This window comes from Paenibacillus sp. UMB7766-LJ446 (assembly GCF_030226665.1).
Lineage (GTDB): Bacteria > Bacillota > Bacilli > Paenibacillales > Paenibacillaceae > Paenibacillus > Paenibacillus vandeheii.
Genome location: NZ_JASOYM010000005.1, coordinates 260,194 through 285,615, shown reverse-complemented (window position 1 = coordinate 285,615; position 25,422 = coordinate 260,194). Strand labels below are relative to the sequence as shown.

The window sequence follows — 25,422 nt, the reverse complement described above, 5'->3', positions numbered from 1 at the left end:
TCAGGAAATCCGGGGATAACAGCGATCGAAAGAACGATTCGTAACCGGAACGGCTGCTTTGCAGACAGTTATTTTTTTGACATTACATTATTTTTATAGAATTCCTTTTTTCATTGCTTTGTACACTAGTTGCGAGAATAGGCTGTTGGACCAAGCAAACCAGGGACGTGTGAACGTGTTTGGATCATCCGAATGAAAGCCTTCATGCATGTACCCGGTGCCTGCATCCGTGTTCTCCAACAGCTCAATCATCTCCAGCATTTCCTTATCATTATCTGCAGTGAGACCCTGCATGGAAAGCGCCATGTGCCAGATGTATCCTGGAGGTGTATGGGGGCTGCCGATGCCTTTGGCGACTTGTCCTTCATAATAGAATGGATTTTCCTTGCTCAAAATAAAGCGGCGTGTATTCTGGTACACGATATCCTCTGTGGAAGCATACTCGAAATACGGAATAGACATAAGCCCCGGCGTACCTGCATCATCCATGAGGCAAAAGTTGCCGTAACCATCCGTCTCATAGGCATAGATCTGCCCATGCTCGGGGTGACGGTAAGTACCGTATAAGGAAATACCGTGTCGTATTTCTTCTTCCAGATGCGCCATCTCGCTGACCAGCTTCTCATCTCGAAATACCCACCTTGCAATCTCCCCCATTTGGCGTAGAGTCACCGCTGCAAACATATTTGCCGGGATATTATAATGAAAATCACATGCATCATCGCTGGGGCGGAAGCCGGACCAGATCATCCCGGTATAGTTTACAGGCATCCCTAATCCGTCGTTGCGGAGCGTATCATGGGCTGGACAATTCCGGCGCATAAAGCGATATGGAGACTGCTCACCATGACGCTGCTCCGTTTTCCACAGATGTAACACACTCTCCATCACCCTCTTGAAACGCTCGTCAAATATATCCGTCAATTCCGTCTCACGCCAATACGCATAGGCGAGCCGCATAGAGAAACAAAGTGAATCCAGCTCAAACTTGCGCTCCCACACCCAAGGCGACATCTCTGTCTCATCATTTGCATCCCAATGCCATCCATTAGCCGTTTCATTGAACGCATTGGCATAGATATCGATGTCCGCATAGAACGTATGCCGTTTGATCAGCCCCCCAATAATGCGTTGCAGCTGTTCGTCTTCCTTTGCCAGCGGTACGTAGTGCATCACCTGCTCCACTGAATCACGCAGCCACATGGCCGGGATATCCCCTGTAATTACAAAGGTTGTTCCATCATCCAATAGCTTTGTCGTCGTTTCCAACGTGTTGGGAAAACAGTTACGGAACTGTGCCAGCAATCTCGGTCTATGTTGAAGCTGTTCCTCGGCCTCGGCGAGAATGTTCTGCACAGCTTGCGGCAATTCCAGATGCGGCATGGGGATTTTCGGTAATCTGAACTGTTCCATGGATGTCGTCTCCTTTGAGATGAAGTTTTCCAAAAATGGTTTCATTGAATGTATTCAACAGTTTGCGCTTTATTGTTATTTTCGTTATGATAATTTATAATAACATTATTATTTGTAAGTGTACTGTGCCGGAGCATGATCGTCAATTCATAACGGATGGTTCATCGAAAAAATAAATTCGATTATATCTTGTATATATAAATTGAACTAAAGAATATTTACACCTGCCACTCCGATGACAGAACAAACTTCCGATCGCTGTTATCCCCAGATTTTTTTGGATTCCCTTTTTCAAAGGGAAAAATCCGGGGATAAAGGCGGAGCGTATGCTTCCGATGCAGCTTTCTTTCAGAAAGCTTTTAGCTCCGCTTCTTCAGGTTATTTCTGTCCTCTCCGTTATCGTGTAAATGTTTTGTTCAATTTATATAGATTGAAATGGCTCGTTGGCTTTATGCAAATTGTTTACATATGAAGGAGTAATGAAATGTCACGTAAAGTATCCATCCAGTCGCTGGCTGACCAGCTTGGATTATCCAAATATGCTGTCTCCCGAGCGCTCAGCGGCAAAACAGGCGTAAGTGAAGCGACTCGTGCCCGTGTGCTGGAATTAGCCCGCGCCTTGGGATATCGCCAAAGCACCCCAGGCAGCAGCGCTGTGCCCACTGGAAATGAAGATCAATCTGAGCCGCCGTTTGCTCTTATCTGCATGAATCAGCTCAACCGGGGCGAACCGCACTACTGGCAGCGTGTACTCTCCGGTATGATCTCTGCCTGTAATGAAAGAGGATGGCATCATGCCATCGTATCCCCCTCTCTGGGAGTCGCTGATGAACACACATCCCCTGAACGGGCAATCGCTCCTCACTTGGACTGGGAAAGGTGTGCCGGTGTCATCGTCATGGGTGCTTTCCCCCATGCTGTCCTGCAACGACTGGCTCAGACAGGTCGTCCAATTGTGCTCGTGGATCATCAGGAGCCACTGTTGAACTGTGATACCATCAGCCATGATAACCTGGAAGCAGGCATTACTGTGGCGAGATATTTAATGTCGATGCAGTGCCGCCGCATCGGTCTGATTACAGATGATGGCCGGGCTGCCAGCTTCGCACAGCGGAAGATCGGCATCGAGCTGGCCTTGAACCATTTTCACGCAGACAGCAGTCGTATGACCACGTTCAGAGAATGGAATATTCCTTATGAGAACGGGGAATGGATCAATCAATTGGCTGCTACCATCAAAAATATGCCGCAGGACGAGCGACCCGATGCCTGGATTGGTGTCAATGATGATATCGCCTTGCAGTGGATGAATAAGTTGCAGGAAATGGGTTTCTCCACGCCCGGGGATTGCCTTGTCATCGGTATCGACAATGTGCATGCCGCCGCTACATCGTCTCCTCCCCTGACCACAGTCAATCTCTGCAAAGAGGAACTCGGTCAGCGCGCGATCGAGGCTTTGCAGCGTCGGATTGAACGCCCTGGTACACCGAAGGAAACGGTGATGTTATCCACAGCCCTTATTCCACGGGAATCGGCTTAACTCAATGTGCGCAACTTCTTTAGCATCAGCACAACTTAACTTTATTGGAATACCAAAAAGGCCTCGCAAGTTATTATGCGGGGCCTTTCATCACTATCTTGTTATTCATCCAAGCTTATTCCGTTCCGTTCTTTGCATTCATAACTGTTATTTCTGCCAAGGCAGGCTTGTGTACGACGGAAGATCTACTTCCCATTTCACATCACGATACTCTCGATTAATTACTGCTGTTCTTTTTAAGGTGAATTTCGTTCCGTTTTCTTTGTAAAAACCACGGATAACCAATTTCAGATTGTCTGCAACGTATTCTCCGTTATTATTAGGCCGGTCTGGAAAACCGATTACTTGAACAGGATACTCTTTTCCTTCCGAATCTACGGCCACCCAGCGATCGCCATTAACAGCATTTTGGAACATCCCTCTTCCCTCCAGCACAAGTGAGGAGTTTTTGTCATAGGATTCCCACACCGGTTTGTAATTGAAATCAGAAACTAAAATTTCATCTCCATATTGTTCAAATTGCAGTACGTAGGTGTAAATTTCAGCATCCTTACGCATCTTTTCCAGATCCACTTCAACGGACTTCTCCTCCCACACCGGGATGGTGTAGCCATCTAGGACAAAGCGAATCTTCTTCGCATCCACCGTAACATAAGCAGGGTCCCATGTCTCAGAAAGCTTCATCTCACCATCATTATTCTCACTCAGTCTACTCATATCTCGGAGCCGGAATTTGGCTTGACGGGCATTGGGTCTGCTCTCGTTAAAAATTCGATACTCATTCGTTTCCGGGATTTCGATATGATAAATGATGTCCATATCTTCCGCCCAATTCTCTCCCACTCTAGCACGAAGTTGATCATCCAGACTCACATTCATGTCGAGCCGGGTTCCGTTTGGCGTACGTACAAGCTGGGTCATATCCAGTTTTAAGCCCTCTGGAGTAGTGTAAGTGTTGTTCATGGGAGCCTCAACAGCCATTGATTTTGCTTTGGTCATATCGATGCTGAATTGGAAGCTCCAATCGACCGTTGTATTACTTGCTGTAATTTTTCCAGTATCAATATTATAATGATCAGGGATTTTTAAATAACTTAATTCTCCCCGTACAAATATTTGATCTGGAATATCATCATTAAGTTGGAATACGAATCTTTGATACTTCCCACTGCTAAGCCTCGTATCTACCGCCATGGAAGCAACACTATTCCCTTTTTCATCTGTAACATGAATTCTTTCCGCCTCCGGATAAACAATCGGTATCAAGCTGCCTTCAGGGTTGCTTTGTTCTGTTAAAATAATAATTTGTGAACGATCCACTAGGACATCGTTAATCTTGAGCGTGTACCCCTGATCTACAATTTGAATTTTCGGGTTAATGACAAGATCAAGTGGTTTCAGACGTTTGTAATCATCCGTCAGATAACCAGATCTTATCTCTTCTGGTACAGGGATGTCGGGAAGCCGCTGATTTACGGCATTTACCGTGGGTTGTTTGGATTTTGCAGTGTGATCAAAAGCAAACCAGGCCCCTCCCACTAGGATTACAACTGCCGCCGCTGCGATTCCAGTACGGCGCATCCAAAGGGACTTGGAGGCTTTTTTCGTAAACGGATTCTCGTCTTCTGCGCTCAACATAGACACGCCATCCAGCTTCCGCATCACCTCAAGCGTAAAGTCCGCATCCGGTTCCTCACGGAACAAATGCTGTTCCCACAATCGATCCTCATCATTTGGAATAGGCTTCATACGTTGATAAACCTCCTTTGCGCTCCATTTGTTTCTTCAACGTTTTCTTCCCCCGGTAAAGTGCATTACGCACTTGGGCGGCACTCATGTCCGTGATATCTGCAATCTCTTCGTAGCTCAACTCATTCGTATATTTAAGCAGCAGCACAAGCCGATACGATTCCGGCAGTTGCTCCATCTGCCGATAGATTTCACGCTGCATCTCCTTATGCAGCACATGCTTCTCTGGCGTTTCACCATTGGTCTGTTCCAAGCCCGTATGAACAGCAGTCATCACGGGTTTCTGTTGCCGCATAAAATCCCGCATCCGATTAACAACGATGGTGTACACCCAGGATGAGAAACTGCTTCCTTCCCTTCGTGTCGGAAGATAACGGTAAATTCGCAGAAACGTATCCTGAGCGAGATCCTGTGCATCCTGATGACTCGCACCCATTCCGCGCAAAATGCCGAATACTTTATTTTTATATCGATCCACGAGCACAGCAAACAGCTGTTTGTCCCCCGCAATAATACGCTGAATGAGCTCCTCCTCTGGTATCTGTTGAGTCATGTAATCCCCCTTCTCTACAGCTTCCATGCATGGTTCTGTACTATATAGACGGAAGCACTTCCCGAAACCTCTCACTTTATCCAAAAAAAAGAATTCGCGCCACCAGATGAAAACCGGATGGGCGAACTCTACAACCATTCTTGGTTCTTTGTGACGCTGCACTGACTGTAATTCAAAGTTCTTTCCTTGCTTCTTTCTTCAGTCGTCCCTGCTTTTCTCTGAGACAAAATCACTAAGCTGTGAATAGATCGCTACGATTTCGTCCATCGACATGCGTACCAATCCACTGGATGACGGGGCAACAAATTCATGAATTTCTTTGACGACCGGGTCGTCCTGAAATCCCCATTCCGCTTTGGCACGCTGGCTGTACTGAGTGTATACCCCTTTTCCAACGAAACAGGCGATGTCCGGTCGGTATTCCTCCAGCTTTTGCCGTAAAGTCTTCCGTCCCTCTGCATATTCTTCCTTCGTAATATCGTCCATGCCCCTTGTCGGCCGGGCCACAATATTCGTAAATCCATATCCCAGCTTCAGCAACTCTCCATCTTCTTGTGCATCATATAAACGAGGGGTCAATCCGGAGCGTTCAAGAATGCGCCAGAAACGATTTCCTTTGTAAGCATAATGATGACCTGTCTCTCCAGACGTAATGCTGGGATTAAATCCGATAAATAAGATCGATAAACCATAATCCAGATGATCTGGAATCATAAAGAAAAGCCTCCTTATCTTTTTTAGTCATTTACATCTTTCATCTGTGTATAAAATGATATAATGGTTGAAGTATTTTCGAATCGGACTGAAATTTTCATGAAAAAGGAAGCTGAACTGATGATTGCAGACATCATGCTTGAAGTCGTCCTACCCGTCTTTCTCCTGATTGCCGTCGGGTCCTGGATGCAAAAGGTGTTCAAGTTGGACTTGTACACCCTCGCCAAAATCAATTTCTATTGTATTACCCCCGCAGCCGTCTTTATGAGCATGTATCACTCCGATATGTCGGGTGAATTGCTCGGAACCGTTACGCTTTTTTACGCTTTATATGTAGTTATTCTCTATATTGTGGGGTCTGTGTTCGCACGTTCGCTTCGTATGAATAAAGGCATGAAGGCCGCCTTCAACAACAGTATCATGCTGGACAACGCAGGCAATTATGGCCTGCCCATTAACTCCCTGGTATTCCGTGGCGATCCACTGGCCTCTTCCATCCAGGCATTGGTCATGTCTTTACAGGCATTGCTGACCTTTACCTATGGTGTGTTGTCCATTCAGGGTGCGAAGCTCAAAGGCAATTACCGTGCGGTGATCATTGGATTTCTAAAAATGCCCGTTCCTTATGCGTTGTTGCTCGGCATTTTGTTTCATATGGGAAATATCCCACTGCCAACCTTCCTGTCCATGCCTTTGACCTATGCGCAGCAAAGTATGGTGGCTGTAGCCCTATTAACACTCGGAGCGCAAATTGTAAAATATCCGATCCGCCTGTATCGTCTTGATGTGTATATTAGCACATTTTTGCGTTTGCTGATTGGCCCAGCCATTGGGATTTCCATCGTGCTGCTGCTCGGTTTGCAAGGCATCGCTGCTCAGGCGCTCATTATTGCATCCGGCATGCCTACCGGAGTCAATGCGTCCATTCTGGCGGAGGAATATGATAACGAGCCGGATTTTGCCGCCCAGACAGTTCTGATCTCGACGCTGCTTAACATCATTACGATTACCGCACTTATTTCTTTTGCAAAGACATTCTGACCTTATACTTTTATAAAATGACTAGTTCACTCTCCCACAAGGAGCTGTGAACTTTTTTTGTTAAGCGGTTGATGACAGCTCAACTTAAAAAAGTCCAAACGCGCCCTATACTCCGGGTGCGCTTGAACCTCTTTTGTTACCTGCATATTCCATCTGATCAAATCCGTTGTAGACTTGTCAGTCTAAAGAGAACTAAGATTCAAACGTCGTCCGTTCCGGGAACTTGCCACCTTCTCTGAACAAACAACGCACCAGTCGCTGCGCGGCCCGATTGAAGTAAAAACTTGGACTTACCCCGTCCACCTGAACAGGTTCCAGTTCCTTCACACTTTCCTTGACCTTATTCATTTCAATGAGTCCCATCTTCCGCTCATTCGGTCCGAATCGATAAATAACCTTTTCATCGTCCTCCATCTGCTTCACCAGCAGTACATATGACGCCATACAGGTTACCCCCTATCGTTACGTTGTGAGATTATGATGACCACTTGCTTACTATTAATTATTACCCAGAATAGAATGGAAGGATATAGGGCTTTAGTTATTTATATTGACGTTAAAACTCCTTATTTTAATTATCTTAATGGAAATATTTTGACGAAAAATAAACAAAAACAGGCTTGGATGTACCAAACCTGCCCAATTACCTTTCATCCAAAGGAATCGGAAGTCTCATGTTTCACCATTTCTGTTACAAACGTGGGTCCACCGGTTCAGACTCCAGAGCCAATGTCGCCAGCACGCATTCATGAATTCTTTCCACAGGCTCCATGCGCACAAAACGCTCAATTCCCTCCATACCCAAGGCACTCTCCATCAGAGCGTGGCGCTCTTTTTTGGACGTTTTGCGTTTGCTGAGCCGGGACAAATTTTCCGGTGCGAGGTAATCCATACCATAAATGATGTGCAAATACGCACGACCTCGTACTTTAATCGCAGGTTGGATCATTTTGTTGGCGTTCCAGACACGGAATGTTTCCGGCTTGATGACAATGCCCTCATGTCCTTCAGCCGTGATCTCATCCCACCAACGAATGACTTCCTCTTCATCTGCACTACTGGTGATTACACGGTATTCCGTTTCCATCATCATCGTGGACATCCGGGCGAACTCACGATTTTGCTCCATATGCCACTCATGCGTCTGATCCCAAAACGCCCCAGTGCTATGTGCCAAGGTATGAAACGGTGCAATACGAATATCTCCGATATTCTTTACATCCCAGCAATATTTCTGAAATACATCGCGGAATGTTCTAGCATTGGCGAGCTTACGTTCTGTGTCCTGCAACCACTCCTCCACATTTCGGCCGGCTGCTTCAGCATCATGCAACTTTCGAAGCACCAACTCCCGATCCATCAACGAAGCCTCAGCTACATGTGCATACTGCGAGGAGATTAGCTCCCGCGCTTTCAGATTCCAGGGTACGATCTCTGCATCGAGTAATACGAACTCCGTCTGGTGACGGTCAAAATAGCCCGCTGCGATCAAATCCGTGTGTAATCTTAATAACACATTCTTCTCAGTTGTCCTGTCAAAAAAGGAGCGGCCCGTCCGGGTCACAATGTTCCCCAGCGTTGGTCTTCCTATTCGCTTCTCAGCTACCTGTTCGTCCCGGAACAGGAGCACAATGGCACGGCTTCCCATATGTTTTTTCTCCGCTACCATTCGAGTAACGCCCTGAGACCGGTAGTACTGAAACGCATCCTTTGGATGTTCCAAATATCCTTCTATCGAAGAAGTTGTTGGTGGTGGACTCATCGTGGGCGGGATATAAACCAGTTCCTCCAACGGTACGGTAAAATGGGAAAAGGTATCGATCGCCGTTTTTGCCACCTCAGAATGAATGGATACATCCATCCGGGACCCGGTTTGCACTGTGAATCCTTCCTTGAACTTGCGCAAGTTAGGTGGAGCAAATCTCCGCCGTTCCCATCGTTTGAGCGGACTGTCCGGATCTTCAGCGTAATCCTGCTTCGCTGGAACACTAATTGCCTCGCGTTCCGGCATCCGCCACGCCGTGAGCATCCCCCCAAAGACAACGCCTTGGTCAATATTGATCGTATCATTCACTATCGTTGGATATGGATGCGGATCGTGTCCCCAGACAATGCATTCACCGGAAGCGTGATCTACGTACCAATCCTTGCGAATCGGTCTTCCGTGTTCATCCGTTCCCTCCACATCGCCGTAGCGGCAATAATCCTGAATGCGTTTGGACTGTTTTCCGATAAAGTGATCCCGAATCCCGGCATGTGCTACGACCACCTGACGTACGCCATTTCGGGAAAAAATCAGATGAGATGGTGCATCAAGCAGAAATGCCCTTAATTCTGTTCGCACTTTCTGTGCCATTTCTTTACCTTGCTCCTGCTCCAACTGAATAAGCTCGGCCTCCACATGTTCATCGCCATGGCTCAATGTAACATCACGACCGTCCAGATAGCGTCCTATTTTCCACCCATGATTGCTGTCGATCATGTAGGCGAGTCCAGATGCACAATTCCGCTGCCAGAACAACAGACACTTCAGCGATTCTGGTCCCCGGCTGGTTACGTCACCAACCGAGACCAGCTTTCTTCCTTCTGGATGATGGTATAGCCCGCTTCCATCCTTATCCACATATCCGAGTCGGAGAATTAATTCCATCATTTCCTCGTAACAGCCATGAATGTCTCCAATAATATCGATACCTGTACCCATGTCGATTATAAGTGGGTTGGATGTACGGACAAACGAGATGTCTTCCGGATGCTTCAGCACATAATTAGCGTCGAAGCCATCTTCACGAATGGCGCGTAGTGTGCGTTTGAATTGCTGAACCTGTTGTTTCACCCGCTGACGTCCGCGCGGATACTCTCGCTGAGCATCACGTTCGAGCAGTTCTTTTTCAGGGATATCCAACACCACAGCAATCACGGGCACATGAGCTTTTCTGGCCAGTTGAATCAACCGCTGACGATCCTCCGGATACAGATGTGTGGCATCAACCCAGGTCAGCTTGTTCAGACGGCAACGGGTCGCGAGCATGGCTTCCATTGCTTCAAACGCCTTGGCCGATACCTGCTGGTACTCGGCATAGATTACATCTGCTTCGCTACGGGGCCTATGTTTCCAATCCACATACTCGTCATCTCCAATTAGCATTCGGAATTGATCAGATGATACCGCCTCGGTTCTTCGGATGACACCTTCTACAACGAGACGATCCAACAACGTGCTTTTCCCACTGTTTGAGGGCCCTACCAGAACGACGATGCCTGCATGCGGCAAGCGAATTTCACGCTGTACTTGTTCCAAACCCTTCGCACCATCGACCTGGCGCCTGACTGTATCTTCTATTTCTTTAGGCTCCCTGTTGTTCTTCATAGTTGATTCTCCTTTCTCCGTTCAAAAATGACCAGTTGTGTAGGTTGTCCATATCCCTCTGCGCACTCACCAATACCCCTTATTTCAAAGTCATAATTTCCTTTGAGTGCCCATTCTTCACATTGGGCTGCCAATTCCGCCCGAGTCCACTCGAAACGATGATCATGGTGACGAAAGCTATCCTGCTCCATCGCATACACTTCGTTGTACTCTTTGTTTGGAGTTGTCACCAGCAACACATCGGGTCGATAATCACTCATAATGGTTTCCATAATCCCGTTCAAGCGATACGCTTCGATATGCTCTATCACTTCGCACAGGATCATGACATCCTGATTTTGCATCTGTTCATCAAAATAAAACAGCGAGCCGATCACAGGCTCCGGCATAGCAACGATCCCGCTTCGGTCTTCCAGCTTCGCGAAGCGCTCCATGGCCCGAAGCCGTGACTGACCTGATGGCTCAACGGCCAGAATGGATTCCACGCCCGAAATATAGGCCAAGCGGGCAGAAAGTTTACCTTCCCCGGCTCCCATATCGACAATACGTCGCTTAGATGGAAGAGCTTCAACTACTTCCGCTATTGCTCGATAACGCAGTTCATTTAACCTTACTGGTGACTCAGATCGCTCAAGCTCACCTGCAGAGGTATCTTGAATCCCTTCATCACTCTCATTGATTCCCTTATCTGAAATCTGATTCACTCCACCTGCCCGCTCAACCGAGACGGACAGGTTCCCTTCCTGGTGCTCATACTTCCGAATTAATTCGGAAAATCGCAGTGTGCGTCGGACAATAAGCTCTTTCAGTGGATGGTTTTCCAGCCATCCTTCGCCATAACGTTTGATCTTATCAATCTCATCTTCACTAATGAAATAATGTTTGTAGTTGTCCAACACTGGAATTAGCAGAAATAACTGACGCAGTGCATTTTGTACTGTAACCTGTCCGCTCAGCCTGATATGGCGGACAGTACTATTCTTTTTCAGATCAAACGTATAAGACAACTCATCACGCTCAAGGGTAATTGTGTAGCCTAGTGACGAGAATAGTTCCTCCACAACCCGATCAGGGAGGTCCGATGCCACGGGTCCAAATGACAGCTCCATATCAAACGGGTGCTCCACCCATTGCAAATAGTCTTCCTTCGGTTTACCATTCAACGCCGTCCCCAGCGCAGAGCGTATGTAGGAGCAGAACAAACTGCTCGTTACAAATTCACGGTCGTTAATATATTGTGTAATGTCGTAACCGTTCGGAGTACCTCTTACCAGATCAACAGGATCAGGCTCGGCATGAATCAACACTTCGGTTTCGCTCTCTGTATCAGTGATATAAACAATTCGTACACGCGCACCCTTTTCCGTCCGGTCATATACGTTATGTGGATTCTTCGCCAACAAGCGCGATACAGCTCCTGCCCCTGCTCCTCTTGCTTTCAATATTAGATGCATCAGATCTCCTCCTTCTTCTTATACCTTTACCTCCCACACCTCTTGCAGTGCAAAACGGAAGATCCGGTCCAATTCTTCATATCGAATAACCTGCTCATTCTCCATCTGAGTGGCCATTTGTTCAAAATGCGCGATCTTCTCCGCCAAAAAAGCCTGTATTGCCGGCAGCTGCGGTTCCAGATCAAGTTCCTCGCCTGCCTTTTTCCGGCGCAACAGTTCATGGATTTCCGTATAGAGCGACGCGCTCTGAGGAACGAGCTCTTGCACCAGCTCTTCGAATGCCATCGGCGGCATCGAATCATAACGTTCGATCCAGCCACAGGCGAGCAGTGGGCGCAGCACATAGAAGTACTTTTTGATCTTCACCTGCTCACCCTGCAAATAATCCCGGAAGTTTCCCTTCGCCATATTCAGATAATGGTACATACAGGACTTTGGTGAGAAGGTCAAGGGCGACAGTGCACGAATATGCTCTGCCACGCTGTACGGTTCGTCATACTGAATCGGAGATTGCAACCACTCCAGCAGCGGTGGATTCGACTTGCGAAACAGCTTCAGGGCTTTGCGCAAATCCCAACCATTGATATCAAGCTGATCACTGATCGGGCGTTCGATGACATCCCTTTTATCCTCAATGGACAAGTACCATTCCACCGGTCTCACATACAAGAAACGAACATCGTAATCGCTGTCCTGTGAAGGGAAACCCCACGCCCGGCTGCCCGATTCACAGGCATAGATGATCCGTACGTTCTCCTTCTGTTCAATCTGCTTCAGCTGCTGTCTAATCGTATCTCTCATTTCTTCATGAACATAAGTCATCTTCATTGCCCTCCACACTTCCCAATTTAAATATCCATCGCCCGCACCCGGTTAGCGAGTGTATCATATCCCGCCACAGTCTCGGCAATATATGTCAATACCGTTTCACTCCAGCCATAGATATAAAAAGTTTTACCATCACGTGGTGGTACCATTGCCTGCTGATAAGGTGCAATATCCACGATAAAGGCCTTCAACTCTGGATTCATTATCCGGCGATAACGTTCAAGCTCGGCATATAACGGACTGCCTTCATTCTGCTGTTCATCAGTGATCATAATGATCTGAGGCGATTGGATTCGAACCAACGACCTGGTCGATTAACAGTCGAAGTAACCCTCCCTGGCGCCTCGGAACCTTGATCCGCAGAGCTTGTTGCTCCCCTGCTTCACAACCCTTATTATGCCTCATGCATTTGCACGCGAACATGGCAAAAGTATGGCGACGAATCCATTTCATAACTCATTAAATGATCGTTTTGTAACGATTGAAGCAGCTAAAGGTATGATGAAATTGATTCAACCTCCATAAGTTTAAAATGAAACCGGCCACTCATCCTGATACAATGAAGGGATAACAAGGAGTGAATGCTCATGGCTAAAGAGAGCTTTGACAAAGAAATTCAATTTCTGCGCATGTTGTCCCTGACAAGCGGCGCGTACAACCGTAAACAATACGCCGAGCGGCTCGGTATATCCGTACATACTTTTGATAAAACCCAACGCAGGTTAAAAGAAATCATGCAAACCGTCGCGGACCAACGCACCGGTTCGGAACAAAATAAAGAAATGGCAGAGCTTGTACGCTTCCAGTATGGGGAATCCGCTGAACCGATGCTGCTCTTCCTATTCCGTGCCAAGTCGATGAAAGAGACTGAAGTTCAGCGTCTATCCGTCCTTTTGCATACCTTACAGGATCAAGCTTTAACCGCTATGGAACTGCTGGATGCCTGCTGCGCTGATCTGCCGGAGGATCTGGCATTGCCTGACGAAAAGACAATTCGTTCAGATCTGAAGTATCTGGAAGAAGTAGGAGTGATCCGCAAGGAATCTGGCGGTAGACCTTATCGTTACCTTTTGCAGCAGGATGTACTTACGGGGCTAACCGTGGAAGAACAGCTGGAGCTGTATGATTTTGTGGATATTATGGCGAACACCCAGGTTCCTTCCGTACAGGGGTATTTATTACGCGACAGTCTCAAAAAAGCCATTGCAACAAGTTATCCGCAGGAAGAAGCCACCGAACCATTTATATACAAGTACCACTATTATTCCCGCATTCTGGACGAAGCGCATCTGTACACCCTGCTTAGTGCAATTCGACAACGAAAACATGTGCAGTTCCTGTACTATTCACCCAAAAAACCGTCCAGCTACAGCTCGCAGAATACGAATCCACGCTTTGAACGGGAAGCAGGCGGTCGATCCAACCGGATCATCCCCCTTGAAGTGGTCTATGATCATCAGTATGGCCGCTGGTATGTCATTGGATATCAAGGGCGCCGTGGCTTTGTGAAATTTCGGATGGAAGGCATTACGCAGCTGGAGGAACAGGATGCAATTGAAGAAGAATATATGCTCGAATTGAAGCAGCAGTGGGCCGAGATCAGCCGCTACAGCTGGCTGGTGGATACGGGGAACACCGTGACGGTTCAAGCCCGATTCTTCCATCCACGGGATGGTGAGCGTAACTTCATTCTGGATCGGGTACGTTTGCAAGGTCAATGGGGAACGATTACGCCCGAAACGGAACATACCTTTCTGTATGAAATTCAGGTCAACGGTACCACCGAGATTAAGCCGTGGCTTCGGAGTTTTGGCTCAAGCTGCGAGGTGATTGCTCCACTAAGGCTGCGTCAGGAGATGATTAAGGAATGGAAGGAGATTGCGCAATATTATGAATCTGTTCGAGAAGATGTTCAACTATCAGATGATGACGAGATTGAATGAAACCGGACTGTTCACCTGGACCTCACAGGAACGAGCCTGGCTGCGCATGATGCTGAATCACCCCGCCGCACCGGAAGCGCTGAACCCCGACACGTTGCACAAAATGCATGACATGCTGGATGCGGAGCAGGATCTGGACCTTCAGGATTATCTGACCGAAAAGGCCAAAAGTGAAGAAAACAGCGTCTTTCATCCGCTGCTCAAACCGTTACGGCAGATGATTCTGCATCATCAGGGGTTTCGTTTGACAGGGCGTGTCCGCAATGGACGCATCAGCCAGGATCAGTTCGGTTTTCCCTACAAGCTTGAATATTCCATGGTCAAAAAGGAATGGTACGTGCTCTGGTATGCTCCACGCTTCGGCAAGCTGATGTCAACCAAGCTGCACAGCATTATTGCGGTGCAGGCTCAGTATGTTGAACCGGAGATAGCCTCTCGATACGCTACCAAAATCGCTAATTTGACGGAGAATCGGAAGACAAGCGTGACCATTGAAGTACTGCCTGAATTCAACCAGGAGTTGTCGCGGATTCTGTACGCCTTCTCCTGCTTCGAGAAGCAGGTTGAATATGAAGAAGAACAACAAACCTATCGGATTGAGCTGACGATTCCTCGGAATGAGATGGATTATGTGCTGTCCAAAATGCGTTTTCTGGGCAAACGGGTACGGATCGCAGACAATGCTGCACTTCGAGCGCGAATGTCTGAGACAGCCGCCAAAGTGCTGGCACGCTATGCGGAATCTGGGACTGAATTACAGCCTGAACGAACTTATGAAGGAGTGCGGAGCCAGCATGTGGAGGAGCCTTTCATCGAGGTAGACGGAAGTGACTCTGCCTAACGTGCACGTCAACTGAGTGGCCGATAAGCTGTTGATAAATTTCCACAATATACAAAGGGGCTCCCCATAGTCATGAAGATGACGTGGCGGTCCCTTTTGATGATTTTCGATACGAACGTTTAACGAACTGAGCAGGCTCTATTCGAGTTCCTAGCACGATCCCACTCCACTCGTCTATTTCTACGTGCCGCTACTGGCAGCTGAATTCCTTCTTTTGTTAATCGCATGCACACCCATCACAACCGCAATCAATTCATACGTATCCAGATGTTCTGATTGGTTGTCTAACACAAACGCGCCAGAACCGAACCAGCCACTTGTACGCCTGAAGCTGGCCACTGTTCTGCCCCCCATCCCGGTAATATCATATTCCTGTGAGAACGCCGGAGCGGAGACATCATACACACCACGCGGTCCGGCATCGTATTCATAATTTTTACTGAAGAAGCTAATCCTCGCCCGTAAGACACCCCATTCCCTTCCATCGCCTGAGGTCACCTCCCAACGATTGCTTAACATGCGAAATTTACCGCTGCAGATCAGCCCCGAGTTATTGAATACATCAAGCGATGAGCCAAAGGCGCTTTTTAAATCGAGATGACCTGCCTGTTCCTGTTCATGGTTCATAATCTCGGTGTACCCTGCATTAAAGAAATTATCTCTGAAATAGAGCTCCATGGAATTCCTCCCTCATAAGAAATAAATGTTCTCCTTTATTGCAAAAGACATATATCCCTATTTACGTATAAGAACTGGGAAATGCTTCAAAATAAAAAAACTGTCAGCTCAACCTGCAGCTGACAGAACTTTTACTTACACTTCCACTTTTTTATTATTCAGGTATACAGCAGCTGCAACCAAAATCACAGCCACGATGATTTCGAATATAACACTCCACCATGTTCCCTGTGACCACAAGATCCGATTGGACGTAATGGAGATCCCTGTACTTTTTTCCGTGACCTGAAATAATTCATTCGGGTTAAAACGACCTGAGAAGATAATATTCTCCAACCAGCTAATGAGATTGGTTAATACGAAGAATGCAATGATACTAATCCAGGGCCCTGTTTTAAAGCGGAAGCTGCCTCCAATGGATATGGAGAGAAAGATGATGACGGTTATGAACAATACTACCCACCAGACAAACAGCAGCAAAGAAATGATATCGGAAACATGAATGCCCGACATATTAATGGCACTGACCAAGTTCATATCTGTGTGCGCTGCACTGAAGATGAAGTAATGAATGGTAGCTACAACCATCAGTCCCAGCCCACAAAGCGTTCCGAATATTATAGGAGACAAAACGTGAGACAGTCCTGTTACGGGAACGAGACGGCGATTATACGAACGGATATTGGACCAGTACGTCTTAATCATCTTCACATAAATAGACACGCCTACACCGACATATGCCATAACACCTATAACGCTGCCTGTTATATCTGACATGAACATTGCCAGCCCAATTTGCACGATAATCAATACTGCCAGCCCGGCAAGCAGCGTGTTCCAATTCCTTCTAAAGTCGTACTTCAGTAACGTCATCATTCTGCATAGACCTCCTTGAACATTTCATCCACACTTTTTCCGTACTTGAGACGCAGGGTCTCAACCTCTTCACGCATCACCATTTCACCTTCACGAATGAAGATTACTTCATCAAAAATTCGTTCGATATCCGTTACAAGATGCGTAGAAATGATCAGACTGCTGTCTTCATCGTAGAACTTCACAATGGCGTCCAGAATTTTGCCCCGGGCAACCGGGTCTACCCCGCCAATCGGTTCATCCAGCAAATAGAGGCGAGCCTTACGGGAAAGAGCCAGTGTTAGTTGCAGTCGTTCATTCATGCCTTTCGACAAATGCCGTACCCGCACTCCCTCTTCAAGCTTCATAAATTCAAGCATCTCTCTGGCTTTAACTTCATCAAAATCAGCATAGAAATCACGGTAGTACGCAATTGCATCCCGGACCTTCATCCAATTCTCGGTCAATGGCCGGTCCGGCATAAAGGATACCAGCGACTTGGTTTCCAATCCAACCTGTTTTCCGGTTACGCGAATGTCTCCGCTGCTGGGGTGCAGCAAACCTGCAACCAGCTTCATCAGGGTACTTTTGCCACTTCCGTTGCTGCCCAGCAAACCTACAATTCGGCCTGGTGCGATATCCAATGTGATGTCATGTAGGGCCTTCTTGCTGCCATACGTTTTGTTTATATTGTTCAGCTCAAGAATATTACTCATTCAATGTTCCTCCTCTTCCATCGCGACCCAGTGACTGCTTACCGTCTGCAACAGCATCTGCCACGATGGTTACGATGTCCTGTTCATCAATGCCCAGCTCCTGCATTCCTGTCAGAAAACGCTCCAGCAATTCGCCAGCCATCTCTTTTTTGATCGTCATAATTTTCGACTCCTCACTTGTCACATATCGGCCCAGACCCCGTTTGGTTTCGACCACTTCTTCACGCTCCAATTCCTGGAATGTCCGTTGTACCGTATTGGGATTGATCTGTAATTCGGCCGCCAATTCACGAACCGAAGGAATTTTATCGCCTGCCTTAAGAGTGCCTGTTACGATCTGTCTTTTGATGTACTGCATGATCTGCAGGTAGATGGGCAAGTTGTTGTCAAATTCGATGCTCACAATATTCTCGCTCCTCTCTGTATCTGTGTGTTAGTTACATAGTACACTAGTGATTTGATGTTGTAAAGCCCATTTATTTAAATAGCCTTCTACACACAAAAAAAAGAACAGATCCTGAGATCTGCTCTTGATTCTTCTGACTATGATCATGATATGAGGTGTCCAACCTAATCAGAAGTTATCTATACAATATCCAAAGGCACTTTGCCCTTAGGTGCAGGGAATGCCTCATTTAATCGAACCACTTCATCTTGAGTCAAAGTAACTTGCATCGCCGCCGCATTTTCTGCAACATGATCCAACTGTACAGCTTTCGGGATCGCAAGTACATCACCATCCCTGATAACCCAGGATAACGCGATTTGCGATGGACTAACTCCCCGATCTCCAGCAATGTCAAGGATGATTGGATGCTCCAGCAGCTCTTTCCGGAGCCTGCCACCCTGAGCCAGCGGGCAATACGCCATCACAGGAACATGACGTTCCCGTAGCCAGGGAAGGAGATCGTATTCAATCCCCCTGGAAGCCGCATGATACAGAACTTGATTCACTGCACAGTGTTTACCCCCTGGAATGTTCCATAGTTCCTGCATGTCCTCTTTGTCCAGATTGGAGACACCCCAGCGCAGAATTTTACCCGATTGTTTCAGCTGTTCCATCGCTTCGACCGTCTCTTGCAACGGTACACCCCCACGCCAGTGCAGCAAGTACAAGTCCAGGCGATCTGTACCCAGACGTGAGAGGCTGCGCTCACAAGCGGTGATCATTTGCTTCCGATCCGCATGATGAGGATACACCTTGGATACCAGAAATACATCATCCCGACAGTCCGTTATCGCCTCACCAGTAACCTCTTCTGCCCCGCCTTCCGCATACATCTCGGCCGTGTCAATCACTGTCATACCACGTTCAATCCCATAACGCAGTGCCTGAACTTCTTCTCTCCGACTGGATTGCTTCTCACCCATGTACCAGGTTCCCTGTCCAATTGCAGGCAGTGTTGTTCCATCGGATAGCTGGATCGTGTGAGCTTGATTTCCTCGTTTCATCTATACTCCTCCAATCTCTGAGAATGCTCTTCTTCCCTATCTATTCATTATTAAGCAGATCAAAGCTATTGCCCTCATTCGCCCCTTCATTCGATCGCTTCCAACGCTCCACCATCATCGTATACAACTGATCCAGCGGTAACGTGAGGCTGTTCTGGGCAATACTTACGGTAGCATCGACCATGCTACTGTTGACCGTCATTAATTTGCGTTTCATCCCATTCTGGCGATCCAGAAAGGCATTTTCGTCCCATAGTTTAACTCCAATCATCTTCTGTCCCATGAATTCATACATAAAAATACTCTCAACATCTTTCCAGGCAATTCGCCCTCCCGATGTGTAAGAAGAGAAATCCACAAATCCATGCTCATCAACAACAAAGGAAGGTTCCTTCTTAATCATCTTTACCAGACTATAGCAGAGACAAAGCCCAAAAAACAAAATGGAGAACAAGCCTATAACGGAAGAAATGGCGGATCCCTTGGTTGAAGAATCATCAAACATCAAAAAAAATCCGGCTGCTACAAAAAGTGCCGCCCCCACTGTAAGCCATGCCATGCGTTTCCGGCTCGGGTATTCCACGTGCTGTTGATCATAGGATGTGGACAATGTGATGCTCCTCCTTCATGGTGACTGAGACAAGAATGATCTATATAAACAGGGTTCAGCTCATTGAATGAGCTGATTACCAAATATACTCAAATGGCATTGTTCATTAAATAGAATTAAATTAAATTAAATAAAAAACATTTTCTGACACATTTCGTCCATTTCATAACTATTCAACATTAGGATTCGTCATGCTTCCAATAATTCCTTTTCGGTGCAAGTGATATTGTTAAGAAATAGGAAAACGTTCGTTCATAATCGTATTGTCCTGCCTCATGCTTTCCGTTAATATAAATGGAAAGGTTAGGAAATTAACATATTCTGATTCATGGTGGGAGGACAAACAATGAACAGTCTGCGCGGCATAACATCGGAAGATCTTTTTCAGATTACATGGGTTAATGATCCAACTCCGTCTCCTCAGGGTGGACAACTGGTATATGTGAGCCGAAAAACAAATGAAGCACGGGACGGTTACTCTTCTCACCTGAGACTCCTCCATCTGGAGAACCAGAAGGACAGGCCTTTCACATCTGGAGATAAGGATCATGCTCCTGCATGGTCACCGGATGGCTCACAGCTTGCTTTTTTACGAGAGCATGAAGGCAAAACACAAGTGTGGCTGATCGCCTCAGATGGTGGAGAAGCACAGCAAATCAGCCATTTGAAGCATGGAGTCAGTTCCCTGCTCTGGTCGCCGGATGGACTTACTTTACTGGTTAAATCATCGGTGGACATGAGCGAGAAAAACGAAGATGAAATCGAAGATTCAGATAAAAAACTGCTACAAGAACTTGTTGTGGATCGTATTCGAATGAAGTCCGACAGTGGCGGGCTGTGGAATGGCAGACGAACCCATCTCTTCCGTGTTCCAACCGAAGGCGGAGAGGCTGTCCCTGTAACTACAGGCCATTATGATGTTGGGGACTATGCGTGGTCGCCGGACGGTGAGTCCATTGCCTGGATCGCTCAAATGCCTGAAGAGGGCGAGCAGCATAACGATTACACCCTGACGAACCATGTGTATCGTGCCAAGGCTGACGGATCTGACATGCAGCAGTTGACCCCGGAAGGATACTCTTTTGGTCGGTTAACGTACGCACCTGATGGACAATCCCTTGCGCTGCTTGCCAGCGACCGCTCCTATGGAAATGCTACGCTGGTCAAGCTCTACACCCTTCCGATCTCAGGCGGCAAACCCGTATGTCTGAGCAAGGATTGGGATGTACAGATGAATCACAGCCTCGTTGGTGATATGCGCTCACACTTAACCAACACGGGTCCGGTATTCAGTCGTGATGGTTCATCCATTCTCTGTCTTGCCACTATTGAAGGCAGTGTACGAATTGCCCGATTTGCAAGGGACGGCAGTCATGCCGAATATATCTTGCCGGACGAGAAAGAGTTCTATCAGTTTGCCGAGATGGAAAATGGACAGATTGTGGCTGCCCTAGCAGACGTATTAAGTCCTGGCGATCTCTTTCTATATACTCAGCCTGAAGATACAGGGGCCCAACCTATACAATTAACCCATAGCAATCCCCAACTGGAAGAAGAGATTCAGCTGAGCACACCAGAGACCTTCTGGTTCGATTCCTCTGACGGCTTACGACTGCAAGGCTGGATGCTAAAACCAGCTGGCATGGTGGAAGGAGTCAGAGTCCCAACCATCCTTGAAATTCATGGCGGTCCACATATGATGTATGGGTTCACGTTTATGCATGAGTTCCAGATCCTCGCAGCACAGGGATACGCTGTTGTATACATCAATCCTCGGGGTGGCCTCGGATACGGGCAGCAGTTCGTGAATGCCTGCCGTGGTGACTATGGCGGTGGGGATTATCGTGATCTGATGGAAGCCATGGATTATGCGTTATCCCGATATCCGTTTATCGACGAGTCCCGTCTTGGCGTCACTGGCGGCAGTTATGGCGGCTTCATGACCAACTGGATCGTTGGACATACCAACCGTTTCAAGGCAGCCGTTACTCAGCGTTCGATCTCGAACTGGCTCTCGTTCTACGGGGTCAGTGATATTGGATTCTTTTTCACGGAGGACCAGATTGGCGGTAATGCGTGGGATGACACTGAGAAGTTATGGAAACACTCCCCGCTTGCCTATGTCGGCAACGTCAACACCCCGCTCCTGATTTTGCATGGTGAGCAGGATCTGCGTTGTCCGATTGAACAGGCTGAACAGTTGTATGTTGCTTTGAAGCGACGCAAACAGACCACTCGGTTTGTTCGTTTCCCGGGAGCCAATCACGAGTTGTCCCGTGGAGGTCACCCACACTTAAGGGTACGTCGGCTGGAGCATATTGCTGGATGGTTCAATGAGCATCTGTAATGCCATCATAAGATCGCTTAATATGAAATGAAATAAAATAAATAAATAAATAAATAAATAAACTCCTCCTCCCTACTCATTCTCTTCCTAGGAAAGAAGAACATTGGATCAGCAAAAAACCATCAGTAGAAGGGTCAGCATCTTGACCTTTTCTGGTGGTTTTTACTGTGTTTACATTTGGGTATGGGATAGTTACTGCCGTGGGGGTATCCCTTTGCACGTTCAAATCATTGTTTCTACATGAACAAAAGTCCTGGACATAACCCCTTACAAAATGGAATCTATCTGCTGGTTACAAGTTGCGAAATCAGCCGATTTATTAGATAATAATCTGTCGATTGTAGTCGAAGGAACGGATATCAAGGGGGGATTCAAGTCATGAGCAAGAACAATAATCAACCATTTGACGAGCCGATTAGTCGGCTCTCCACAGGATCAGAGAAATGGGATGCGCTTCAAGAGATTTTTGGCGTCGCAGATGCGCTCCCCATGTGGGTTGCCGATATGGATTTCGCCGCTCCACCATCGGTCATTCAGGCACTAAAGACTCGAATGGAGCATGGGATTTTTGGCTACACGGTGAGAACAGATGCGTATCACGCAGCGCTATCGGGATGGATGGATCGGCGTCACAACTGGAGTATTAACGATGAATGGATCGTATTCACCCCGGGGATTGTGCCTGCACTCAGCATTGCTGTACAACGTTTCACTGAACCGGGAGATGCGGTAGTAATCCAGACTCCGGTATATGCCCCCTTCTATGAAGTGGTCCGCGGTCAGGGCAGAGAGCTGATGACCAATCCATTAGTGGAGAACGATGGACATTACGCTATGGATCTGGAGCATCTGGAATCTTGCCTGAAGACGGGTCGGGTCAAAATGCTGATTCTGTGCAGTCCTCACAACCCGGTTGGACGGGTATGGACTCGTGAAGAACTTCAGAACCTTGCTGCACTCTGCGTGCAATATGATATACTCATCGTTTCGGATGAGATTCATGCCGATCTGGTACACCAACACGGTGCACATACGCCACTGGCTCTTATTTCCGAAGCTGTCGCTGATCTCAGCATCATCTGTACAGCACCAAGCAAAACGTTCAACATTCCCGGTCTCTGTACCTCCAATATCATCATTCCAAATGCCAAGCTGCGAGAATCATTCATGCAGGGTGTGAAAACAATGGGGCTTGCCAACATCAGCACACTCGGAGCAGTGGCGGCCGAAGCGGCTTACAATGGCGCTGAAGAATGGCTGGATGACTGTCTTGCCTATATCCGTGGAAATATGGAATACGTGCAAGAATACGTCGCGGAGCATATGCCGCAAATCGGAATCCAGCTTCCAGAAGCAACTTACCTGCTGTGGATGGATTTTCGGAAGCTGAATATCCCGCATGCGCAACTGTGTACGATGCTGCTCAAGGAAGCGGGACTCGCCTTCAATGATGGGAGCATTTTCGGAGTGGAAGGCACAGGATTCATGCGCATGAATGTGGCCTGTCCACGTTCAACAGTAGAAGAAGCCATGCGCAGATTGTCTGTGCTGGTGGGCAGGCTGTCGGCGGAATGAGTTCAATCAGGTGCAAAGCTATATTTTCAAAATTTCAGCTAATAGAGCCTGTATAGTTCGTTAAAATTGTAAAGAGGGTGTCCCGTAGTCATTTTCATGATTAATGTCATGATGGACTACCCGGACACCCCTTTTATAATTTGTACCCATTAGTGATAGAAATTGAATGATGCAAAATACTGATATCCAGCAAACTACGATGTTGGCATTGGAATAATCCGATCACATAACCTGTCCAGTAACTCCCGATCATGGCTGATAATCAGCAGTCCCAGATTACGCTGACGCGCGATGTTCATCACGCTATGCCAGATCTGTGCCTGGGTGATCGCATCCAGCATGGTGGTCATCTCATCGGCAATCACGTATCGAGTTGCTGAGCCGAGTGCGCGCGCTACACAGAAGCGCTGCAATTCGCCGCCTGACAATTCACCGGGCCTCCGCTCCAGCCAATTCGTTTGGATCCCCAAGTCATCGAGCAGACCCTCATCCTCAATCGCTGCTTCCTTCAAGACACGGTGCATCCGCCAGCGAGGATTTACCGCTTTCTCGGGATGCTGGAATACAAGCTGCACCGGACAGGGGCCGGTTTTGGGAAGCGGCTTCCCATCCAGCAGCACTTGACCTGCCAACGGTTCCACATAACCTGCAAGGATACGTCCCAGACTTGTTTTGCCACAACCACTGGGCCCCCACAAGCCAACGACTTCCCCCTGCTGTACTTCCAGACTTATATTCTGAAATACCCAAGCGTCTTTACTATAACGATAACTTGTATTTCGAGCCTCAAGTGGCATGAATGCACCTCACTTCCCCACCGCGCACCTTGCGCAGCTCAGGACGTTCGTTTGTGCAAGCCGTGGTCGCTCCGATGCAGCGTGGTGCAAATGAGCATCCTTCTATCCGTTGCCGGCCTGCTAAAGGCTGGGTACCCGACAGAGGTTGAAATTCGTTTTGCGGCAAAGCGCTCCAGAGCGCTTTCGTGTATGGATGTCGCAACCGTTCACCCTTACCTGTAAAATCACAAACCTGCGCCGTCTCTACATTGGAACCTGCGTAAAATACGGATATGCGATCAACTGCCGTCAGGGCAGTCGTAATATCATGGGTAATCCAAAGGATGCCAACACCTTCATTGGCCAATTGACGAAAATGCTTCATCGTTTCAGCCAGCACTTCGGGATGAATGCCAGGTGTTGGCTCATCCGCAATAATCAATTTCGGCTCACCCGAAGTGGCTGTTGCCATAAGCACGCGACGAGCCATGCCGCCTGATAATTCAAACGGATATTTGCCCGAGGTGCCCTGTGGTAATCCATAGTGTCCCGTCAGTTCCTGCTCTGCTTTTTGCATTACGGATCGGGATGTCGATCGATGCTTTCGTCCTGACTTTTGGCTTACCGGATGAACCTGCCTGCCTACCTTCAATAACGGGTCCAAATAACTGACTGATTGCGGAATGTACACCAGTTCATCTCCACGCAGATGAAGCTGTCGCTCCAGGGTTAAGGGTTCGCCCGCATAGCTTATCCGGCCCTCCAGCTTGGCATTGGCAGGAAGAATGCCCATGATCGCCTGCGCCAACACACTTTTGCCAGATCCACTTGCCCCTACGACCGCTACAATCTCGCCTTCATTCACAGACAGATCCAGATCCTGAATTACAAGGTTCTCCTCGTGCCCAAACCATCCCCGCGCACGTCGGAATGAAACCGATACGCCCTGCACTTCCAGAAGAGCCAT

23 protein-coding genes and 1 tRNA gene are annotated in these 25,422 nt (G+C 47.6%); 6 read left to right on the top strand and 18 right to left on the bottom strand.

All coding sequences use genetic code 11. The annotated features are described in order from the left end of the window. Positions 1-93 precede the first annotated feature (93 nt). The gene (locus QP794_RS15200; protein ID WP_285077870.1) at positions 94-1,413 is read right to left on the bottom strand and encodes a glycoside hydrolase family 125 protein; all 1,320 of its coding nucleotides are present in this window, start codon (positions 1,411-1,413) and stop codon (positions 94-96) included. Positions 1,414-1,897: 484 nt separating this feature from the next. Between QP794_RS15200 and QP794_RS15195 the strand changes: the two genes are divergently transcribed. Beyond that, positions 1,898-2,953 carry a LacI family DNA-binding transcriptional regulator gene (locus tag QP794_RS15195; RefSeq protein ID WP_285077869.1) on the top strand — a complete coding sequence of 352 codons (1,056 nt, stop codon included), beginning with the start codon at positions 1,898-1,900 and terminating at the stop codon, positions 2,951-2,953. Positions 2,954-3,100: 147 nt separating this feature from the next. Here the strand turns inward: QP794_RS15195 and QP794_RS15190 are convergent, their stop codons facing one another. The 3 genes from QP794_RS15190 to QP794_RS15180 form a co-directional block, all read right to left on the bottom strand. Continuing rightward, complete coding sequence (locus tag QP794_RS15190; RefSeq protein ID WP_285077868.1) at positions 3,101-4,702, bottom strand: DUF4179 domain-containing protein; 1,602 nt, start codon at positions 4,700-4,702, stop codon at positions 3,101-3,103. Then, positions 4,683-5,255, bottom strand: coding sequence for an RNA polymerase sigma factor (locus tag QP794_RS15185; protein WP_079349820.1), 573 nt, complete (start codon positions 5,253-5,255; stop codon positions 4,683-4,685). The genes QP794_RS15190 and QP794_RS15185 overlap by 20 nt, the downstream gene beginning before the upstream one ends. Positions 5,256-5,453: 198 nt before the next feature. Then, positions 5,454-5,969: a mismatch-specific DNA-glycosylase gene (locus QP794_RS15180; RefSeq protein ID WP_285077867.1), complete on the bottom strand. Its 516-nt coding sequence runs from the start codon at positions 5,967-5,969 to the stop codon at positions 5,454-5,456. 120 nt (positions 5,970-6,089) lie between these two features. Between QP794_RS15180 and QP794_RS15175 the strand changes: the two genes are divergently transcribed. Beyond that, entirely contained in the window at positions 6,090-7,010 is a 921-nt protein-coding gene (locus QP794_RS15175; RefSeq protein WP_024633438.1) for an AEC family transporter, read from the top strand. A 192-nt stretch (positions 7,011-7,202) separates the two neighbouring features. Here the strand turns inward: QP794_RS15175 and QP794_RS15170 are convergent, their stop codons facing one another. The 6 genes from QP794_RS15170 to QP794_RS15145 all read right to left on the bottom strand — a co-directional run bounded on the left by QP794_RS15170 (position 7,203) and on the right by QP794_RS15145 (position 13,009). Further along, positions 7,203-7,454: an RNA-binding protein gene (locus tag QP794_RS15170; protein ID WP_079349822.1), complete on the bottom strand. Its 252-nt coding sequence runs from the start codon at positions 7,452-7,454 to the stop codon at positions 7,203-7,205. A 247-nt stretch (positions 7,455-7,701) separates the two neighbouring features. Then, a complete protein-coding gene (locus QP794_RS15165; protein WP_285077865.1) occupies positions 7,702-10,380 on the bottom strand; it encodes a polynucleotide kinase-phosphatase in 2,679 nt (892 codons plus the stop codon). Beyond that, positions 10,377-11,834 carry a methyltransferase domain-containing protein gene (locus QP794_RS15160; RefSeq protein ID WP_285077863.1) on the bottom strand — a complete coding sequence of 486 codons (1,458 nt, stop codon included), beginning with the start codon at positions 11,832-11,834 and terminating at the stop codon, positions 10,377-10,379. The genes QP794_RS15165 and QP794_RS15160 overlap by 4 nt, the downstream gene beginning before the upstream one ends. 18 nt (positions 11,835-11,852) lie before the next feature. Further along, the gene (locus QP794_RS15155; protein ID WP_285077862.1) at positions 11,853-12,656 is read right to left on the bottom strand and encodes a nucleotidyltransferase domain-containing protein; all 804 of its coding nucleotides are present in this window, start codon (positions 12,654-12,656) and stop codon (positions 11,853-11,855) included. Between the two features lie 26 nt (positions 12,657-12,682). Continuing rightward, positions 12,683-12,934 carry a hypothetical protein gene (locus QP794_RS15150; protein ID WP_350338872.1) on the bottom strand — a complete coding sequence of 84 codons (252 nt, stop codon included), beginning with the start codon at positions 12,932-12,934 and terminating at the stop codon, positions 12,683-12,685. Positions 12,935-12,940: 6 nt separating this feature from the next. Further along, positions 12,941-13,009, bottom strand: a tRNA-OTHER gene (locus QP794_RS15145). 240 nt (positions 13,010-13,249) lie between these two features. On the opposite strand from QP794_RS15145, the gene QP794_RS15140 reads away from it, so the two are divergent. Together QP794_RS15140 and QP794_RS15135 are read left to right on the top strand one after the other, a co-directional pair. Beyond that, positions 13,250-14,605 carry a helix-turn-helix transcriptional regulator gene (locus QP794_RS15140; protein ID WP_285077861.1) on the top strand — a complete coding sequence of 452 codons (1,356 nt, stop codon included), beginning with the start codon at positions 13,250-13,252 and terminating at the stop codon, positions 14,603-14,605. Further along, positions 14,553-15,446 carry a WYL domain-containing protein gene (locus tag QP794_RS15135; RefSeq protein WP_285077860.1) on the top strand — a complete coding sequence of 298 codons (894 nt, stop codon included), beginning with the start codon at positions 14,553-14,555 and terminating at the stop codon, positions 15,444-15,446. The genes QP794_RS15140 and QP794_RS15135 overlap by 53 nt, the downstream gene beginning before the upstream one ends. 180 nt (positions 15,447-15,626) lie before the next feature. On the opposite strand, the gene QP794_RS15130 is transcribed toward QP794_RS15135, so the two are convergent. The 6 genes from QP794_RS15130 to QP794_RS15105 all read right to left on the bottom strand — a co-directional run bounded on the left by QP794_RS15130 (position 15,627) and on the right by QP794_RS15105 (position 19,757). Then, entirely contained in the window at positions 15,627-16,124 is a 498-nt protein-coding gene (locus QP794_RS15130; RefSeq protein ID WP_285077859.1) for an LURP-one-related/scramblase family protein, read from the bottom strand. 135 nt (positions 16,125-16,259) lie between these two features. Continuing rightward, positions 16,260-17,000 carry a hypothetical protein gene (locus tag QP794_RS15125; RefSeq protein ID WP_285077857.1) on the bottom strand — a complete coding sequence of 247 codons (741 nt, stop codon included), beginning with the start codon at positions 16,998-17,000 and terminating at the stop codon, positions 16,260-16,262. Continuing rightward, entirely contained in the window at positions 16,997-17,695 is a 699-nt protein-coding gene (locus QP794_RS15120) for an ABC transporter ATP-binding protein (RefSeq protein ID WP_285077856.1), read from the bottom strand. The genes QP794_RS15125 and QP794_RS15120 overlap by 4 nt, the downstream gene beginning before the upstream one ends. Beyond that, a complete protein-coding gene (locus tag QP794_RS15115; protein ID WP_079349832.1) occupies positions 17,688-18,098 on the bottom strand; it encodes a GntR family transcriptional regulator in 411 nt (136 codons plus the stop codon). The genes QP794_RS15120 and QP794_RS15115 overlap by 8 nt, the downstream gene beginning before the upstream one ends. A 182-nt stretch (positions 18,099-18,280) precedes the next feature. Continuing rightward, a complete protein-coding gene (locus QP794_RS15110) occupies positions 18,281-19,147 on the bottom strand; it encodes an aldo/keto reductase (protein ID WP_285077854.1) in 867 nt (288 codons plus the stop codon). A 40-nt stretch (positions 19,148-19,187) separates the two neighbouring features. Next, positions 19,188-19,757 (bottom strand): STM3941 family protein, encoded by a 570-nt coding sequence (locus tag QP794_RS15105; RefSeq protein ID WP_285077853.1) that lies wholly within the window; start codon positions 19,755-19,757, stop codon positions 19,188-19,190. A 346-nt stretch (positions 19,758-20,103) separates the two neighbouring features. Between QP794_RS15105 and QP794_RS15100 the strand changes: the two genes are divergently transcribed. Continuing rightward, positions 20,104-22,104, top strand: coding sequence for a S9 family peptidase (locus QP794_RS15100; protein ID WP_285077851.1), 2,001 nt, complete (start codon positions 20,104-20,106; stop codon positions 22,102-22,104). A 378-nt stretch (positions 22,105-22,482) separates the two neighbouring features. After that, positions 22,483-23,679 (top strand): MalY/PatB family protein, encoded by a 1,197-nt coding sequence (locus QP794_RS15095; protein ID WP_285077850.1) that lies wholly within the window; start codon positions 22,483-22,485, stop codon positions 23,677-23,679. Positions 23,680-23,873: 194 nt separating this feature from the next. Here QP794_RS15095 and QP794_RS15090 read toward each other — a convergent pair whose 3' ends face one another. Then, the gene (locus QP794_RS15090) at positions 23,874-24,476 is read right to left on the bottom strand and encodes an ABC transporter ATP-binding protein (RefSeq protein WP_285077849.1); all 603 of its coding nucleotides are present in this window, start codon (positions 24,474-24,476) and stop codon (positions 23,874-23,876) included. Further along, positions 24,466-25,422: an oligopeptide/dipeptide ABC transporter ATP-binding protein gene (locus QP794_RS15085; protein WP_285077848.1), complete on the bottom strand. Its 957-nt coding sequence runs from the start codon at positions 25,420-25,422 to the stop codon at positions 24,466-24,468. Before QP794_RS15085 ends, QP794_RS15090 begins: the two co-directional genes overlap by 11 nt.